General features: G+C 53.5%; 20 protein-coding genes. 16 read left to right on the top strand and 4 right to left on the bottom strand.

Annotation, left to right across the window (positions count from 1 at the left end):
- Positions 1-137 precede the first annotated feature (137 nt).
- The 3 genes from B5E84_RS20665 to B5E84_RS16405 are packed head-to-tail and all read right to left on the bottom strand — an operon-like array spanning position 138 to position 1,025.
- Positions 138-281, bottom strand: a complete 144-nt coding sequence (locus B5E84_RS20665; RefSeq protein ID WP_162612882.1) for a hypothetical protein — start codon at positions 279-281, stop codon at positions 138-140.
- Positions 282-293: 12 nt separating this feature from the next.
- Complete coding sequence (locus B5E84_RS16410; protein ID WP_087224721.1) at positions 294-518, bottom strand: hypothetical protein; 225 nt, start codon at positions 516-518, stop codon at positions 294-296.
- A 15-nt stretch (positions 519-533) separates the two neighbouring features.
- The gene (locus B5E84_RS16405; RefSeq protein WP_242963417.1) at positions 534-1,025 is read right to left on the bottom strand and encodes a hypothetical protein; all 492 of its coding nucleotides are present in this window, start codon (positions 1,023-1,025) and stop codon (positions 534-536) included.
- 202 nt (positions 1,026-1,227) lie between these two features.
- Between B5E84_RS16405 and B5E84_RS16400 the strand changes: the two genes are divergently transcribed.
- The 16 genes from B5E84_RS16400 (at position 1,228) to B5E84_RS16310 (ending at position 15,600) form a co-directional block, all read left to right on the top strand.
- Positions 1,228-2,688, top strand: a complete 1,461-nt coding sequence (locus B5E84_RS16400) for a ParB/RepB/Spo0J family partition protein (RefSeq protein WP_087224718.1) — start codon at positions 1,228-1,230, stop codon at positions 2,686-2,688.
- A gap of 293 nt (positions 2,689-2,981) precedes the next feature.
- Complete coding sequence (locus B5E84_RS16395) at positions 2,982-3,323, top strand: DUF7768 domain-containing protein (protein ID WP_070088834.1); 342 nt, start codon at positions 2,982-2,984, stop codon at positions 3,321-3,323.
- On the top strand, positions 3,323-4,027 hold the full coding sequence (locus tag B5E84_RS16390; RefSeq protein ID WP_087224715.1) for an antirestriction protein ArdA: 705 nt from the start codon (positions 3,323-3,325) through the stop codon (positions 4,025-4,027). Before B5E84_RS16395 ends, B5E84_RS16390 begins: the two co-directional genes overlap by 1 nt.
- 58 nt (positions 4,028-4,085) lie before the next feature.
- Positions 4,086-4,562, top strand: coding sequence for a PcfB family protein (locus tag B5E84_RS16385; RefSeq protein WP_334293420.1), 477 nt, complete (start codon positions 4,086-4,088; stop codon positions 4,560-4,562).
- Positions 4,549-6,402 (top strand): VirD4-like conjugal transfer protein, CD1115 family, encoded by a 1,854-nt coding sequence (locus B5E84_RS16380; RefSeq protein WP_087224708.1) that lies wholly within the window; start codon positions 4,549-4,551, stop codon positions 6,400-6,402. The genes B5E84_RS16385 and B5E84_RS16380 overlap by 14 nt, the downstream gene beginning before the upstream one ends.
- 96 nt (positions 6,403-6,498) lie before the next feature.
- Positions 6,499-6,639: a Maff2 family mobile element protein gene (locus B5E84_RS16375; RefSeq protein WP_006575326.1), complete on the top strand. Its 141-nt coding sequence runs from the start codon at positions 6,499-6,501 to the stop codon at positions 6,637-6,639.
- 640 nt (positions 6,640-7,279) lie between these two features.
- The gene (tet(W), locus tag B5E84_RS16365; protein ID WP_002586627.1) at positions 7,280-9,199 is read left to right on the top strand and encodes a tetracycline resistance ribosomal protection protein Tet(W); all 1,920 of its coding nucleotides are present in this window, start codon (positions 7,280-7,282) and stop codon (positions 9,197-9,199) included.
- Positions 9,200-9,249: 50 nt separating this feature from the next.
- A complete protein-coding gene (locus tag B5E84_RS16360; RefSeq protein WP_002586626.1) occupies positions 9,250-10,017 on the top strand; it encodes a class I SAM-dependent methyltransferase in 768 nt (255 codons plus the stop codon).
- 171 nt (positions 10,018-10,188) lie between these two features.
- A complete protein-coding gene (locus B5E84_RS16350) occupies positions 10,189-10,611 on the top strand; it encodes a sigma-70 RNA polymerase sigma factor region 4 domain-containing protein (RefSeq protein WP_002586616.1) in 423 nt (140 codons plus the stop codon).
- Positions 10,604-10,816, top strand: a complete 213-nt coding sequence (locus B5E84_RS16345) for a helix-turn-helix domain-containing protein (protein ID WP_002586615.1) — start codon at positions 10,604-10,606, stop codon at positions 10,814-10,816. Before B5E84_RS16350 ends, B5E84_RS16345 begins: the two co-directional genes overlap by 8 nt.
- A 497-nt stretch (positions 10,817-11,313) precedes the next feature.
- Positions 11,314-11,712 (top strand): plasmid mobilization protein, encoded by a 399-nt coding sequence (locus tag B5E84_RS16335; protein ID WP_002596229.1) that lies wholly within the window; start codon positions 11,314-11,316, stop codon positions 11,710-11,712.
- Positions 11,684-13,309: a relaxase/mobilization nuclease domain-containing protein gene (locus tag B5E84_RS16330; RefSeq protein ID WP_002596230.1), complete on the top strand. Its 1,626-nt coding sequence runs from the start codon at positions 11,684-11,686 to the stop codon at positions 13,307-13,309. Before B5E84_RS16335 ends, B5E84_RS16330 begins: the two co-directional genes overlap by 29 nt.
- Positions 13,299-13,685 (top strand): cysteine-rich VLP domain-containing protein, encoded by a 387-nt coding sequence (locus tag B5E84_RS16325; RefSeq protein ID WP_002596231.1) that lies wholly within the window; start codon positions 13,299-13,301, stop codon positions 13,683-13,685. Before B5E84_RS16330 ends, B5E84_RS16325 begins: the two co-directional genes overlap by 11 nt.
- 132 nt (positions 13,686-13,817) lie before the next feature.
- Complete coding sequence (locus B5E84_RS16320) at positions 13,818-14,552, top strand: replication initiator protein A (protein WP_087325174.1); 735 nt, start codon at positions 13,818-13,820, stop codon at positions 14,550-14,552.
- Complete coding sequence (locus B5E84_RS16315; protein WP_002596233.1) at positions 14,549-15,391, top strand: ATP-binding protein; 843 nt, start codon at positions 14,549-14,551, stop codon at positions 15,389-15,391. The genes B5E84_RS16320 and B5E84_RS16315 overlap by 4 nt, the downstream gene beginning before the upstream one ends.
- A 14-nt stretch (positions 15,392-15,405) precedes the next feature.
- Entirely contained in the window at positions 15,406-15,600 is a 195-nt protein-coding gene (locus tag B5E84_RS16310; protein ID WP_002596234.1) for a transposon-encoded TnpW family protein, read from the top strand.
- Positions 15,601-15,664: 64 nt separating this feature from the next.
- Here B5E84_RS16310 and B5E84_RS16305 read toward each other — a convergent pair whose 3' ends face one another.
- Positions 15,665-15,865, bottom strand: coding sequence for a hypothetical protein (locus B5E84_RS16305; RefSeq protein ID WP_002596235.1), 201 nt, complete (start codon positions 15,863-15,865; stop codon positions 15,665-15,667).
- Between the last annotated feature and the right edge of the window lie 124 nt (positions 15,866-15,989).

Genomic DNA, 15,989 nt, shown 5'->3' with positions numbered 1-15,989 from the left:
GCCGATAATGGTGAGGCCGTTTGCCGCCGGCTTTAACTTCACCGCCTTGATCCGCTTGACGTTTTCGATTTCCAGCTGATTGATTTTCATGGTCATCTTGACTTTTCCTCCTCTTATGCTTTACAATAGGCTTGTGTTTATTGATTCATGGCCCTGTCCGGTCGCCGCCGGCGGGCCTTTTTCATTGCCTGCATAGTCTGTCCCCTGCCGTTGCCCCAGCCGTAGGGGTTAAGCCCCAGCTGCTTGGCTGCTCGCAGGGTACCGTTTTTGCGCTTGCTCATGGTTTCGCCTCCTCAGATCTGCTCGATGACCGACTTGGCGTCATCGAGATACCCGTCTGCTTCGTCAATCATCTCGATGTATGCCTCCATCTCCTCGCCCCGCTCACCATACCGGAAATTATCCGGAAGGTTTTCGATGGACTCTCGTTCTTCCTCTCGTACCTCTGCCAGAATTTCCTGGACTTTGGCCACCAGATCGAAGGCCTCCTGAAGGCGCTTTCTCCGTACCTTGTTCATAATCTACCTCCTCGTTCATAATTTTCCTCCCCCTCGATTTTCCACACGGCCGGCCCATTGTTCAGCCATAGCCTTTGCGACTCCGGGAAATGTTTTTGCTCGGTTCTTTGCGTCCTCTCCTCGTTTTGCAGAACCGTATTTGCTCCTGTCCTTTCTGCTGGTTCCCGCCGGTACATAAGGGCCGATAGGTTCCACAACATTTGTTGGACGTAATTCCGGCAATCCGCGCAGCCAAAGTCTTGTTTTTTTCGTACAGGGATGTCCGTATTCATATGGCTGGATTTCCTGCGTGTGCGGAGGCATTTCAAATATTTTGCTGGAAACAGGGTTTTCCACCGCAATTCTGGGGCAATCTGCATTCAAAAAACGCATAAAAAATTTTTTTGCCGCCAGTCCCTTTTGATAACGCGCTTTATCAATCTGCCCTTTTTTCGGATATAATCGGCAGCCCCAGCGTTGCTCAAATACGTGCAAGGTGGAAATGCGATAATCATATGATTGTTTCATATTAGGAACACTGTAAATACAAGGCTTTTCGGAGCCTGCAATCCGAAAAAAATAAAAATTGATCTATCACATTACGCGAAAGGCCGTCCAGGTGCTATCTTGGGCGGCTTTTTTGCGTGGATAGACCGGAAGGAGGCCAAAAAATAATTACAGAAATTTAAGTCCGAAAATTGTGCAACTTTCACGAAAAGGAGGTTAGTGAATGGCAGATGAAAAACTGAACACAGGGCCCGAGGCGGCAAAAACCGAGGAGGCTCCCGCGCCCGTTGCGGCTGATCCAGCCCGCAGTGAGGCCCCGGCTCCCGAACACCAGCCGGAACAGACCGGGCCTGCCGAGCCCGGCGATGTGGTCATCTCTGCGGATCAGATTGACGCGCTCATGGCAGATAAGCGCCGGGCGGCCCGGGCTGAGGTGGAAAAAGCGGAAACGCCCCCGGAACAGGAGGCCGGGGCTCCCGCGACGGAGCATCCTGTCGCTGAAAAGGGGGAGCCCGAAAAGCCGCGCCGTGGCCGTCCCCCGAAATCGGAAAAGGCGGAGCACACCGAGGCGGAGTCTGAAAAAGCGCCGAAGAAGGCAGGGCCCCGCAAGGGCCGCCCGTCTAAGGCTGACAAGGCGGCCCCCGGCGAGGCCCAGCCGTCCAAACGAGACAAATTGTCCCGAAGTGGCGGGAAAGCGCCCGAGGCTCCGGCTCCCCCGGATGCCGGGAAAGGTACTCCCACAAAGGAGGCTGCTCCCCCGGAGCAGGCCCCGCAGGAGCCTGCTGTGCCGCCCCGTCCCGTTGAGGAGGGCAAGCTGGTTTATCTGAAACTTTCCGAGCTCCATCCGTTCCACACATTCCGGCCCCACCCGTTCAAGGTGCGGGACGATGCCAAAATGCAGGAAACGGTGGAGTCCATCAAACTCAACGGCGTTATGGTTCCCGGCCTTGCCCGTCCCGAAAAGGACGGAAACGGCTATGAGATTGTGGCGGGCCATCGGCGCTGTCGCGGCAGTGAGCTGGCGGGCCTGGAGGAAATGCCCTTTATTGTGCGGGATATGACCGACCATGAGGCGGTTGAGGCCATGAAGGACAGCAACAAGCAGAGGGATCAGACGCTCCCCAGCGAGCTGGCCGCCCTTTTGGATCTGGAAGTGGAGGACATTAAGCACCAGGGCGGGCGGCTGAAAGGCGTGGCCGAGGGGGATGTAGGAAAACGCTCCGTTGAGATCGTGGGTAATGCGCATGGCATGAATTATAAGAAGGTCATGCGCTATCTGCGCCTTAACCATCTTGTCCCGGAGCTCATAAACAAGGTGGACGATAAAAAAATGGGCTTTATGCCTGCGGTGGAGCTCTCTTACATCAAGCCGAAAAACCAGCGTCTGATTGCCGTTTCCATTGACGGGGAGCAGGCGTCCCCCTCGCTGGCCCAGGCCAAACAGCTCCGGGAGCTGGATAAGGAGGGCAAGCTCAACGGCGATGTGATTGACGGCATCTTATCAGAAAAGAAAAAGGAGGATCGCGGCGTGATTATTTCGATGGCTGAACTGGAGAAATACTTTGGCAAGGAGGCTACTCCCGCCAAAATGAAGGAGCAGATTATGACCTTGCTGGACGAGTGGAAAGAGAAACAGCCGCCCGAGCTGGCAAAGGCCCCGAGAAAGATGGAAAAAGACAAGTAACTTATCCACTTCGAGACAAATTGTCCCGAGAGGCCCCGCCCCTCTTGCAGAGGGCTCTGTGGTGATATATCCCCCGTCGCCGCCTATATTCCTGCACAGCCGGGAGTGGGCCGTCAAGGGTGCAACGCACCGCCGCTTGCGGCGGCCTGCCCTTGACGGTCTGCCCCGGCTGTGCTACTTAAAACGGCGCGGCGGGGGCATATATCCTCCAGAGCCGCCCCCTTTCCCATGAATGGGAAAGGGCGGGGGGATTGGGCTGAAGTATCCTTAATAAAAGATCGGAGGTTTTGACAATGAAACGCCCACTTGCTTATATTACCGCCGCATGGCTTGGCGGGGACAGTGAAAACGCGGAACAGGCGGCCCGGTATTGCCGGGCGGTGTACGAGGCGGGGTTTTCTCCCATCTGCCCTACCCTGTATCTACCTTTGTTCCTTAATGATGCCGTTCCCGAGGAGCATAAAAGCGGGATTGACATGAGCCGCGACCTGCTCCGCCGTTCCCATGTGCTGGTGGTCTGCGGCCATACCATGACCGAGGCCATGAAAAACGACATCGCCGTTGCCCAGCGCCTGGGGATTACGGCCACTACTCTTGAGGGCATTTTGACCGTCAAGGGCCAGGGCCGCCGCTGATGGCGGCCCTTTTTGAAGCCTACATCACAAACCTAGGGAAATACAATGAGGGCGAAGTGGTAGGAGAAACGCTGAAATTCCCCACTACCACGGAGGAAGTGCAGGCGCTCCTAAAGCGCATCGGCGTGGACGGGGTGCGGTATGAGGAGTTTTTCATTACCAGCTTTGACGGCGATGTGCTGGGGCTCTATGACTATCTGACGGAATATGAAAATCTGGACGAGCTCAACCATCTGGCCTGCCTGCTCTCCGAACTGGATCAGAGCGACTTGGAGAAATTCGAGGCCGTGATTGACTGTGGCAGTCATACTTCCAGCGTGGCAGACCTGATCAACCTTACGCAAAATCTGGACTGCTACGAGTTTTATCCCGATATTGAAAACGAGGAGGATTTGGGCCGCTATTTTTCGGAGGACTTGCCGATCCCGGACGAGCTGAAAGATTACTTCGATTATGAGGCATACGGGCGGGATGTTTCCATCAACGAGGGCGGCCACTTTGCTCCCGGCGGCTATATTGTCCAGACCAGCGGGGACTTCAAGGAGTTTTACCGCGATACGAAAGACATTCCCGCCGAGCACCGGGTTTTCTCCTATCCGAAACTTTCCATCCGGGAGCAGATGGCGGCCTACAAAGAGATTATTGACGGCTCCTCCCTGGAGGGCTATCGGAAACTTTCTAATAAGGAGCGTGAGGAACGATAGGCGGCACTTCGAGACACTTTGTCCCGAGGTGCCCGCCGGAAAGGAGGCGGTGTAACTGATTGATGAAGATGTTTCCCGGCGCACGATTGCCGTATCTGTCCGCGCCAGCAAGCTGACGGCCCGGGGCCTTGCCTATGTGGTGGGGGCTGTGGGCCGGAAGATCCGAAAGGCCCACCGGGAGCACCAGACGCCCCACGGCAGGCAGAGCGTGAAAAAGCTCATGGCCCACGGCGCGGCCACAAACAGTATTGAGCTTTCCGGGGACACGAAGGCGTTTGACCGGGTGGCCCGGAAGTGGAATGTGGACTATGCCTTTTACAAAACCGGGCCGGACAAATATCTGTTGTTTTTCAAGGCTGGGCAGGCGGATGCGATTACCGCCTGCTTTTCTGAATACTCGCGGAAGGTGCTGAATAAATCCAAGTCCCGCCGTGTTCCCATCCGGGAACAGCTTAAACAAGCGGCGGATCAGCTTGCGAAGGAGAAACCGCACAAGCGGGAACGGGTAAAGGAGGCGGTTCGTGAGGACAGATAAGATCAAGAAATATGTACTACCCAACATCCCCTATCTGTTCGTGCTGTGGGCCTGCCTAAAGCTGGGGACGGCCTACCGGCTGGCCGGGGGCGCGGATTTGCCCCATAAACTCATGGGCCTGGGCCAGACCATCGGCCCGGCCTTTGCCGACTTCGCGCCGGGGCTCAATCCCCTTGACTGGCTCATCGGCATTGTGGGCGCGGTGGGCTTTCGGCTCTTGATTTACTTCAAAAGCAAGAACGCCAAAAAATACAGACGGGATGAAGAATACGGATCGGCCCGGTGGGGCGGGCCTAAAGACATCGCCCCTTTCGTCGATCCGAAGTTTGAAAACAACATCATTCTGACCGGGACGGAGTTCCTTACCATGAACACCCGCCCCAAAAATCCAGCCAACGCCCGCAACCTAAACGCCTGTGTCATCGGCTCGTCCGGCTCGGGGAAAACCCGCTTTTGGCTCACTCCCCAGCTACTCCAGGCCAGCGCGGACAAAAAGGGCGGGTGCAGCTTTGTCTGTGTCGATCCGAAAGGCGGGGTGCTCTCCCAGGTGGGGGCTTTCCTGCAACGGCGGGGGTATCGGATTAAGGTTTTCAATTCCATTGATTTCTCAAAATCCATGCACTACAATCCGCTGGCCTATATCAAGAATGAGGCGGACATCCTCAAATTTGTGGATGCGCTGATTTCCAACACCAAAGGCGAGGGCAAGGAGGGCGATCCGTTCTGGACGAAGGCGGAGACGCTCTTATACTGCGCTCTGATTGCCTATATCATTTTTGAGGGGCCCGCCGAGGATCGGAACATGAACACGCTGGTTGATATGATTTCCGGCATGGAGGTAAAGGAGGACGATGAAAATTTCCTAAATGCCGTGGACTATATGTTCAAGGGGCTGGAAAAACGCAAGCCAGACTGCTTTGCCGTCAAGCAATACCGCAAATATAAGTTAAGTAGCGGCAAAACTGCCAAGTCGATCTTGATTTCCTGCGGTGCGCGTCTGGCCCCCTTTGACATCCCCCAACTTCGGGAGATTATGAGCTATGACGAGATGGAGCTTGACCGCATCGGGGATCGGAAAACGGCGGTGTTCTTTATCATTTCGGACACCACGCAGACCTATAACTTCCTTGTGGCCCTGGCCTTTTCGCAGATGTTCAATCTGCTCTGCGAAAGGGCCGACAATGTTCACGGGGGCCGCCTGCCCCACCATGTACGGGTGCTGTGGGACGAGGCGGCCAACACGGGACAGGTGCCCCAGCTCGAAAAAATTTGCGCCGTGATCCGCTCCCGCGAGGTGTCGCTGACGCTCTTTTACCAGCAGTTGGCGCAGTGTAAGGCCATTTACGATAAACACGCGGAGACAATCCTCGGAAATATGGACAGCGTGGTATTCCTGGGAGGCCGTGAGGCCAGTACCATCAAGGAAATATCGGAAAATTGGCTCGGGAAGGCAACCATCTATATGCAGACCGATGGCCGCTCAAAGGGGCAGTCGGAAAGCTACAATCTGAATACCCAGCGGCTGGGCCGGGAGCTGATGACGCCCAGCGAGCTGGCAACCATGCCCGGGGACAAGTGCATTTTACAGCTTAGGGGCCTGCCCCCGTTCTACTCCCCGAAGTATGACCTAAAAAAGCACCCGAATTATAAACACACGGCTGAGGCCGACAAAATCAAAAACGCTTTTGACCTTGATAAGCTCATCAACCGCCGCAGGCGTCCCGGGCTTAACGAGGCGTGTGAGATGTATGAGGTGGCTGTGCCGGACGATGCGCTCACGGAAGAGGACGAGGACATCCTCAACTATGACGACATCGACGATCCAGACGCCTTTGCATAAAGAGACTTTGGGACAAAGTGTCCCGAAGTTGTAACCTGCCGCCAGTGATGGCGGCTTTTTTCATGGCCGGGGAACACCCGGAGAAATGGAGGCTCTATGCAGTTCTTTTCTTCCGCTATTGATACTTTACAGACCCTTGTTGTGGCTCTCGGCGCTGGCCTGGGCGTGTGGGGCGTAGTCAATCTTCTGGAGGGCTACGGATCGGACAACCCTGGCTCCAATGCTCATGTACGGTAAGGAAGCAAGCAACCGAAAACAAGAGATAGACCGCCAGCACTACACTATTCCGAACCAAAGACCAAAAGATAAGCATTGTGGGAAAATCTAAACTTTTGGATTTTCCTACAATGCCAACTACGGCGGAATCCCTCCCACTCCTTATATCTTTCTGTATACATTGAATTTGTATTTAGTAAAATGCAGACAACACCACGGATCGGCTTTTGGTTGGACAATTCCAACCAAACACCACAGCAGACAGCAGAAAACATTCTGAACGCTAGGAAGCCGGTATGATTGTTACATATAAGGGGAAGAAAAATTTCTTTTAGGTACTTGCTTTCCTAAAACTGATGTGATACAATGATTTAATCCAGAAAAGGAGTAAAAAATATGCGGCAAGGTATTCTTAAATAAAACTATAATCAAATAGTGGGAACAAAGGATTATGATAGCTCCTTTTGTAGGGGCTTAGTTTTTTGTACCCAATTTAAGAATACTTTTGCCTTATCAATTTTGACATATCCCCAAAAACAGCAATCACAAACAGGTGTATGCTGTATATGTGTATGTCCGCAACTTATAATCCCCAGTGGTAAAAGTATTTTACTGCTGGGGATTTTTATGCCCTTTGGGGCTGTAAAGGGAGGACAATCACATGAAAATAATCAATATTGGAATTCTTGCCCATGTAGACGCTGGAAAGACGACCTTGACGGAGAGCCTGCTATATGCCAGCGGAGCCATTTCAGAACCGGGGAGCGTCGAAAAAGGGACAACGAGGACGGACACCATGTTTTTGGAGCGGCAGCGTGGGATTACCATTCAAGCGGCAGTCACTTCCTTCCAGTGGCACAGATGTAAAGTTAACATTGTGGATACGCCCGGCCACATGGATTTTTTGGCGGAGGTGTACCGCTCTTTGGCTGTTTTAGATGGGGCCATCTTGGTGATCTCCGCTAAAGATGGCGTGCAGGCCCAGACCCGTATTCTGTTCCATGCCCTGCGGAAAATGAACATTCCCACCGTTATCTTTATCAACAAGATCGACCAGGCTGGCGTTGATTTGCAGAGCGTGGTTCAGTCTGTTCGGGATAAGCTCTCCGCCGATATTATCATCAAGCAGACGGTGTCGCTGTCCCCGGAAATAGTCCTGGAGGAAAATACCGACATAGAAGCATGGGATGCGGTCATCGAAAATAACGATGAATTATTGGAAAAGTATATCGCAGGAGAACCAATCAGCCGGGAAAAACTTGCGCGGGAGGAACAGCAGCGGGTTCAAGACGCCTCCCTGTTCCCAGTCTATCATGGCAGCGCCAAAAATGGCCTTGGCATTCAACCGTTGATGGATGCGGTGACAGGGCTGTTCCAACCGATTGGGGAACAGGGGGGCGCCGCCCTATGCGGCAGCGTTTTCAAGGTTGAGTACACCGATTGCGGCCAGCGGCGTGTCTATCTACGGTTATACAGCGGAACGCTGCGCCTGCGGGATACGGTGGCCCTGGCCGGGAGAGAAAAGCTGAAAATCACAGAGATGCGTATTCCATCCAAAGGGGAAATTGTTCGGACAGACACCGCTTATCAGGGTGAAATTGTTATCCTTCCCAGCGACAGCGTGAGGTTAAACGATGTATTAGGGGACCAAACCCGGCTCCCTCGTAAAAGGTGGCGCGAGGACCCCCTCCCCATGCTGCGGACGACGATTGCGCCGAAAACGGCAGCGCAAAGAGAACGGCTGCTGGACGCTCTTACGCAACTTGCGGATACTGACCCGCTTTTGCGTTGCGAAGTGGATTCCATCACCCATGAGATCATTCTTTCTTTTTTGGGCCGGGTGCAGTTGGAGGTTGTTTCCGCTTTGCTGTCGGAAAAATACAAGCTTGAAACAGTGGTAAAGGAACCCTCCGTCATTTATATGGAGCGGCCGCTCAAAGCAGCCAGCCACACCATCCATATCGAGGTGCCGCCCAACCCGTTTTGGGCATCCATAGGACTGTCTGTTACACCACTCTCGCTTGGCTCCGGTGTACAATACGAGAGCCGGGTTTCGCTGGGATACTTGAACCAGAGTTTTCAAAACGCTGTCAGGGATGGTATCCGTTACGGGCTGGAGCAGGGCTTGTTCGGCTGGAACGTAACGGACTGTAAGATTTGCTTTGAATACGGGCTTTATTACAGTCCGGTCAGCACGCCGGCGGACTTCCGCTCATTGGCCCCGATTGTATTGGAACAGGCATTGAAGGAATCGGGGACGCAGCTGCTGGAACCTTATCTCTCCTTCATCCTCTATGCGCCCCAGGAATACCTTTCCAGGGCTTATCATGATGCACCGAAATACTGTGCCACCATCGAAACGGCCCAGGTAAAAAAGGATGAAGTTGTCTTTACTGGCGAGATTCCCGCCCGCTGTATACAGGCATACCGTACTGATCTGGCCTTTTACACCAACGGGCGGAGCGTATGCCTTACAGAGCTGAAAGGATATCAGGCCGCTGTCGGTCAGCCGGTCATCCAGCCCCGCCGTCCAAACAGCCGCCTGGACAAGGTGCGCCATATGTTTCAGAAGGTAATGTAAAGATACATAATCGTCAAGACGGCAACAATCAGAAGTTATGGAGGGTAACAATGGAATATAGTAAGGAAGATTTAATGGAAGCAAAAAAGCAAATTTGGGGAGTGGGAGAGAACATGGGAACAGAGGAAAGTAAAAAAATCTGGGAGGAGAACGCACAATTTTGGGATAATGCAATGGGTGACGAATCTAATGAATTTCACAGAGAGGTAGTGCGTCCCAAAGTAACGGAACTTCTATCTCCTAATCCTGCGGATTACATTTTGGATATTGCGTGTGGCAATGGAAATTATTCTTCGTATCTTGCACAAAGAGGCGCTTCGGTTGTCGCTTTTGATTACAGCAAAAAAATGATAGAATTGGCTAAAAGACGGCAATCACAATATGCAAAACAAATTGAATTTTGTGTGGCGGATGCGACCGATAGAAAAAGTATATTAGAATTAAAAAGAAATCGAGCCTTTACGAAAGCAGTTTCTAATATGGCAATTATGGATATTACGGATATTGAACCACTTCTTATGGCTGTTTATGAACTGTTGCAGGAAAGCGGAATTTTTGTCTTTGCAACGCAACACCCTTGTTTTGTCACGTTGACTGAAAAATATATGACACCGCACAGTTACTATGATATAGCGATTGAAGGGCAACCGAAAGAGCAGATTTATTATCATCGTTCCATACAAGATATTTTTAACCTTTGTTTTAGAGCTGGATTTGTCATTGATGGATTTTATGAAGAATGTTTTAAAACCAACAAAGAAATTCCTATGGTAATGATAGTAAGGCTTAAGAAGGTAAAACGTGATAGCTTAAAATAAATTCAAGTTTGTCGGGTAAATAGCAAACCCAGCCGAGCCAGTCAACGGTCAAGATGAACGGCGCATATGCGCAGCCGTTGACAGCCCCGCCCGCCTTTGCTGGTAGGCAATCAAGGGGCGACAGCAAGAAGTGCCACCGCCCCGCACTATTATTCAGAAAGGGGAATTTCCATGACCGACCAGATAGCCTATCAAGAATATATCCAGCGCAGGTACAACGCCTTTTGCAAGACTGTTATCCGCTGTGCCGCCTTGGACAAGATTTTGAAGCTTAAACGGCAATGGGAACGGCAAGTTTCCCTTGACTATCTGATGAACGAGAAGTTTGTCCAGTTTGCCGCGTCGGAGCCGGACGAGGAATACCCATTTACCGTCTGCGGTCAGACCGTCCTGCTCTGCAACGCCGCCCTTGCCGACGCGATCTCTGTTTTGCCGGAGCAGACGCGGGAAGAAATCCTGCGCTATTACTTTCTGCGCCAGCCGCAGCGCGTGATCGGCGCGTGTATTGGCCGGTCACGCAGCACAGCGGGGCGGCATATCCAGCTTGCCTTGCAGCGGCTACGCGAAGAAATGGGGGTGAGCCGGTATGAGTAGACTTCTCCCCTATGAAACAATCCTCAAAGCCCGTGAGGGCGACCCAGAAGCCGTGAACGCTGTCCTGCTCCACTACGCCGGATATATCCGCTATTTCTCAAAAGTGAACGGGCAGGTCAACGCCGAGGTGGAGGACTATGTAAAGCAGCGGTTAATTGACTGTCAATTCAAGTTCCGGCTTGACGAACCACCGGACAAGTCATAAAAACTGAATACCAGCCGCCACCGACGCGGCCAGCGAAAGCAGTAAGTCTTGAAAAAGATTTACTGCTTTTTTTGTTGTCCGGCTCCGCTCCCGGCCATTTTGCCCCCTGCCGGTTGTAGTAGTAAGCGAGGAGGGAATTTTTCTGCCCTGGTGTTTGGCATTTGGAGCATTTACCCGTAGTAGAGGGCAAAGAGAAAGGATTTCTCCAACACCGGGTAGAAACCACTGCGTCCGGTGTCATTTTAGCGAAAGCGGGCAGGAATGCCCTTTACAGGATTAGTAGTAGCAGAAAAAGAGAAACAAACTTTTGTGGTTGCAGTTTTCCAAAAAAGTGGCGGACGGAAGTGAGAGAAAGTTTGCAGTCACGGAGAGCAAGTTTCTACCACGGTGCCAAAATCCGCAATTCTGCAGTTTTGCCCCTCGCGGGAAACTTGTTGGGGAGTGCCTTCCCCAAACCCTGCTCATGCGCCCTTACGGGCGAGAAAGGAGGTCACACCATGCGAAAGAAATACAACACGCCCCACCGCAGCCGCGTTGTGAAAACCCGGCTGTCCGAAGATGAGTATGCCGACTTCACAGCGCGGCTTGCGCCCTATGGTATCAGCCAGTCCGAATTTCTCCGGCAGGCGATACGGCGGGCGACCATACGCCCGGTTGTCCATGTGTCGTCGGTCAATGACGAGTTGCTTTCCGCTGTCGGGAAGCTGACAGCCGAGTACGGCAGGATCGGCGGCAACCTCAATCAGATTGCCCGGTATCTGAACGAATACGGCGTACCCTACAACACCCTTTCCGGCGAGGTACGCGCCGCCATATCCGACCTTGCCGTCCTCAAGTATGAAGTCCTCAAGAAAGTAGGTGACGCGGTTGGCAACACTCAAGCATATCAACTCTAAAAACGCCGACTACGGAGCCGCCGAGCAATATCTTCTCTTTGAGCATGACGAGTTTACCATGAAGCCCGTCCTTGATGAAACCGGCAGGCTTATCCCCCGCGAGGACTACCGGCTGTCCACGCTGAACTGCGACGGGGAGGATTTTGCCGTTGCGTGTATGCGGGCCAATCTCCGCTATCAGAAAAACCAGCGGCGGGAAGATGTGAAAAGCCACCACTACATCATCAGCTTTGACCCGCGGGACGGGCCGGACAACGGCCTGACCGTAGACCGGGCGCAGGCGTTGGGGGAACAATTCTGTAAAGAGCATTTTCCCGGCCACCAGGCCCTTGTCTGCACCCACCCGGACGGGCATAACCACAGCGGCAACATTCATGTGCATATCGTCATAAACAGCCTGCGGATTGAGGAAGTGCCGTTCCTGCCCTACATGGACAGGCCGGCCGATACGAAAGTCGGCTGCAAGCACCGATGTACCGACGCTGCCCTGCGCTACTTCAAATCCGAAGTCATGGAGATGTGCCACCGGGAGGGGCTTTATCAAATCGACCTCTTGAACGGCAGCAAGAACCGCGTCACCGACCGGGAGTATTGGGCGCAGAAAAAGGGACAGGCCGCGCTGGACAAGCAGAACGCCCCCATGATTGCCGATAGTATCACGCCCCGGCAGACCAAGTTTGAAACGAACAAGGAGAAGCTGCGGCAGACCCTACGGAAAGCCCTTGCCACCGCCGCCAGCTTTGACGAGTTTTCCTCTCTGTTGCTGCAGGAGGGTGTGACCGTCAAGGAGAGCCGGGGGCGGCTTTCCTACCTCACGCCGGACAGGACAAAGCCAATTACCGCCCGGAAGCTGGGCGACGATTTTGACCGCGCCGCTGTCTTTGCCGTTTTAGAGCAAAACGCCGCCAGAGCAGCCGAAGCGCCAGCCAGATCCCCCGATCCCCCACGCACCATAAAAGACCGCTTGCAGGTTGCCAGAGCCGAGATAGCCGCCCCGAAACAGGACGGAGTGCAGCGGCTTGTGGACATTGAGCAGAAAATGGCCGAGGGCAAAGGCCGGGGCTATGAACGCTGGGCGAAGATACACAATCTGAAGCAGGCCGCCAAAACGCTGTCCGTCTACCAGCAATACGGCTTTACTTCCCCGGAGCAGTTAGAAGCCGCCGTTGACACCGCCTATCAGAAAATGCGCCAGACCAGCGGCGAACTGAAAGCACTGGAAACGAAGCTGCAAGGGAAAAAGAAGTTGCAGCGGCAGGTGTTGGCCTACGCCCAGACCAAGGCCGCCCGCGACGGGCTGCGGGCACAGAAATCCGAGAAAGCCCGCGCCGCATACCGGCAGGCCCATGAGAGCGATTTTATCATAGCCGACGCAGCAGCCCGGTATTTCAAGGCGCATGGCATTACCAAGCTGCCCGCCCGGAAAGCGTTGCAGGCCGAGATCGAGCAGCTTATCTCCGAGAAAGACGGCCTGTATAACACCTATCACGAACAGAAACAGCGGTTCAAGGAGTTGCAGACCGTCAAGCGGAACATCGACCAGATTTTGCGCCGGGACGAGCCGCACCGCAGAAAGGAGCAGAGCCATGAGCGATAACCTGCCCCACATGGACTACCGCCAGCACCGGCGGGCGCGGCGGCTGGTACATGAGTGCTGTAACTACGATGAGGGGAACTGCCTGCTATTGGACGACGGGGAGCCTTGCGTGTGCGTCCAGAGCATTTCCTTTTCCCTCATGTGCCACTGGTTCCGTGTGGCTGTCCTGCCCCTTGACGGGGAGCTGGCCGCAGCCCTCTTGTGCCGGGGAAGCCGGAAACGGTGTGCCGTCTGCGGGGCGGCCTTTGTCCCCAAATCCAACCGGGGAAAATACTGCCCCGACTGCGCCGGGCGCATGAAGAAAATCAAAGCCGCCGAGAGAAAGCGGAAACAAAGGCAGAGATGTCACGCTTTAGAGCCTTTCAAACCCGCATAAATCAAGGCTTTTTTCGTGGGTGTCAAAGGGTACGCGATACATTTATCCTTTTCCCCCGGAAACGGCGTTTTAATGCGTGACAATACGCCAAAATCAACCCGAACACAGGGAGGTGATCCTATCGCTGATTATATCAGGGCAGACACGCGGCTGCCCGCCTATCTGCCGTATCCCCGTTTCCTGCTGAAAATGGAGATTTCACAGACCGCCAAGCTGCTGTATTCGCTGCTGTTAGACCGTTCCACCCTCTCCCAGAAAAACAAGTGGCTGGACGACGAGGGCAGGATTTATATTATCTATCCCATCGCGGAGATAGCAGAAATACTGGATAAAGGCAGCACCACCATCAAGGGGGCGCTTAATGAACTGGACACGGCGGGGCTGTTGGAACGGGAACGGGGCGGCTTCTCCGCACCGAACCGGCTTTATGTCAAAGTACCGCCAGTGCCACAGGTACAGTTTTCAGACCAACTGATGGCCGGAAGTCCGCCCCTCATAGAGCCGGAAAACCGTCCTACTGATGGTCAGAAAACCGACCTTATGATGGTCGGAAAACCGTCCCCTAACCAAACTACTATAAACAACCTTACAGAGAGCCAAACAAAGGGAGTGAGTGGGGGGCCGTCCGCGCCCTATGGCCGATATGGAAATATTTTTCTGTCACAGACCGAATACGACGAGTTGCAGGCAGAGTACCCTGACAGGCTGGAACGGTTCATCGAGGAAATGAGCCGCTACCTTGCCGCCAACGGGAAAAGCTACCAGAACTATGCCGCCGCCCTGCGGATATGGGCGGGGAACGACAAAAAGGAAGCCCCTAAAAAGGGCATACCAGACTACTCATGCAAGGAGGGCGAGAGTTTATGAAGAATGAAATCAACGCGGTTTTGGAGAATATGACGACCACCATCCCGGAGCCGGAGGACTACACCGGCGAGGACGGTTTACTGTACTGCGGCAAGTGCCGCAAGCCGAAAGAAGCCTATTTTGCGCCGGATAAGGCCGCTATCTTCGGGCGCGACCGCCACCCGGCAGAGTGCGACTGCCAGAGAACCGCCCGCGAGGAACGGGAAGCCGCCGAAAAGCGGCGCAGACACCTTGACACCGTGGAAGAACTGAAACGCCGGGGCTTTACCGACCCCACCATGCGGGACTGGACTTTCGAGAACGACAACGGCAGGAACCCGCAGACCGGGCTTGCCCGCCGGTATGTGGAGCATTGGGAAGATATGCGGACAGACAATATCGGCTGCCTGTTCTGGGGCGGCGTAGGCACCGGCAAAAGCTACCTTGCAGGCTGTATCGCAAACGCCCTCATGGAGAAAGAAATCCCCGTCCGCATGACGAACTTTGCTCTTATCCTCAATGACCTTGCCGCCAGCTTTGAGGGGCGCAACGAGTACATTTCCCGCCTTTGTCGTTATCCGCTGCTGATCCTTGACGACTTCGGCATGGAACGCGGGACGGAATACGGGCTGGAACAGGTGTTCAATGTGATTGACAGCCGTTACCGCAGCGGCAAGCCGCTGATCGTCACGACCAACCTTACGCTGGACGACCTGCACAACCCGGAGGACACCGCCCATTCCCGGATTTATGACCGCCTGCTTTCCATGTGCGTCCCGGTACGCTTTACCGGCGACAACTTCCGGCAGGAAACCGCCAAGCGGAAAATGGAGAGCATGAAGAAACTGATTACCGACTGAAAGGAGTATTGCCTATGGCAGATAACAAGCAGCACGACACCCGCACCACCCGCCGCCCTGACTGTGTGACGGAAATCCGCATGGGCAATTCCGTCCTTGTCGTGTCCGGCTATTTCAAGAAAGACACCACAACCACAGCCGCCGACAAAATGGCGCGGGTACTGGAAGCGGAAGCCGCTGCTACACAGGAGCCGACTTATCCGGCGTGAACCGGGGCATGGAAAAGCGGCCATGCCAGGGAGCATGACCGCTGGAACGAAAATCGGAAGTGCTTTAGCAATTCTTAATCTCATTCTCTATAAAATAATTTGCAATTTCAAAGGCTTTTATTCTTCTCTTTGCCAATGTGATTTGTGATTTATAACGCTCGGAATTATCCTTTGATTCAAATGTTTTTACTGTTTCTCTTAGCTTGTGCAGAGTTGAATCAATTTGCCTTTTGGCCGCGGTTAATTCATCTATTGTATACTTCATGTTTTCTCCTTTAACTTCTGATTTTTTTGTTAAATCAGAGTATACCACGGAGTTATGAACTTTTCTACTGCAAATATGGGACGACAACCCATACCATAAAAATCGGAAAATTGAAAAGCTGTAA

The organism is Lachnoclostridium sp. An14, assembly GCF_002160755.1.
In the GTDB taxonomy this organism is placed as follows: Bacteria; Bacillota; Clostridia; order Lachnospirales; family Lachnospiraceae; genus Lachnoclostridium_A.
Note: the sequence above shows the minus strand (reverse complement) of the source record. Positions and strands in the feature narration are given on the sequence as shown.

Coding starts and splice junctions, on each gene's coding strand:
- B5E84_RS16390 (WP_087224715.1), top strand. CDS start 3,323: ATGGCGGCCCTTTTTGAAGCCTACATCACAAACCTAGGGAAATACAAT.
- B5E84_RS16345 (WP_002586615.1), top strand. CDS start 10,604: ATGAGTAGACTTCTCCCCTATGAAACAATCCTCAAAGCCCGTGAGGGC.
- B5E84_RS16310 (WP_002596234.1), top strand. CDS start 15,406: ATGGCAGATAACAAGCAGCACGACACCCGCACCACCCGCCGCCCTGAC.
- B5E84_RS16350 (WP_002586616.1), top strand. CDS start 10,189: ATGACCGACCAGATAGCCTATCAAGAATATATCCAGCGCAGGTACAAC.
- B5E84_RS16410 (WP_087224721.1), bottom strand. CDS start 518: ATGAACAAGGTACGGAGAAAGCGCCTTCAGGAGGCCTTCGATCTGGTG.
- B5E84_RS16360 (WP_002586626.1), top strand. CDS start 9,250: ATGGAATATAGTAAGGAAGATTTAATGGAAGCAAAAAAGCAAATTTGG.
- B5E84_RS16325 (WP_002596231.1), top strand. CDS start 13,299: ATGAGCGATAACCTGCCCCACATGGACTACCGCCAGCACCGGCGGGCG.
- B5E84_RS16305 (WP_002596235.1), bottom strand. CDS start 15,865: ATGAAGTATACAATAGATGAATTAACCGCGGCCAAAAGGCAAATTGAT.
- B5E84_RS16405 (WP_242963417.1), bottom strand. CDS start 1,025: ATGAAACAATCATATGATTATCGCATTTCCACCTTGCACGTATTTGAG.
- B5E84_RS20665 (WP_162612882.1), bottom strand. CDS start 281: ATGAGCAAGCGCAAAAACGGTACCCTGCGAGCAGCCAAGCAGCTGGGG.
- B5E84_RS16400 (WP_087224718.1), top strand. CDS start 1,228: ATGGCAGATGAAAAACTGAACACAGGGCCCGAGGCGGCAAAAACCGAG.
- B5E84_RS16335 (WP_002596229.1), top strand. CDS start 11,314: ATGCGAAAGAAATACAACACGCCCCACCGCAGCCGCGTTGTGAAAACC.
- B5E84_RS16375 (WP_006575326.1), top strand. CDS start 6,499: ATGCAGTTCTTTTCTTCCGCTATTGATACTTTACAGACCCTTGTTGTG.
- B5E84_RS16395 (WP_070088834.1), top strand. CDS start 2,982: ATGAAACGCCCACTTGCTTATATTACCGCCGCATGGCTTGGCGGGGAC.
- B5E84_RS16315 (WP_002596233.1), top strand. CDS start 14,549: ATGAAGAATGAAATCAACGCGGTTTTGGAGAATATGACGACCACCATC.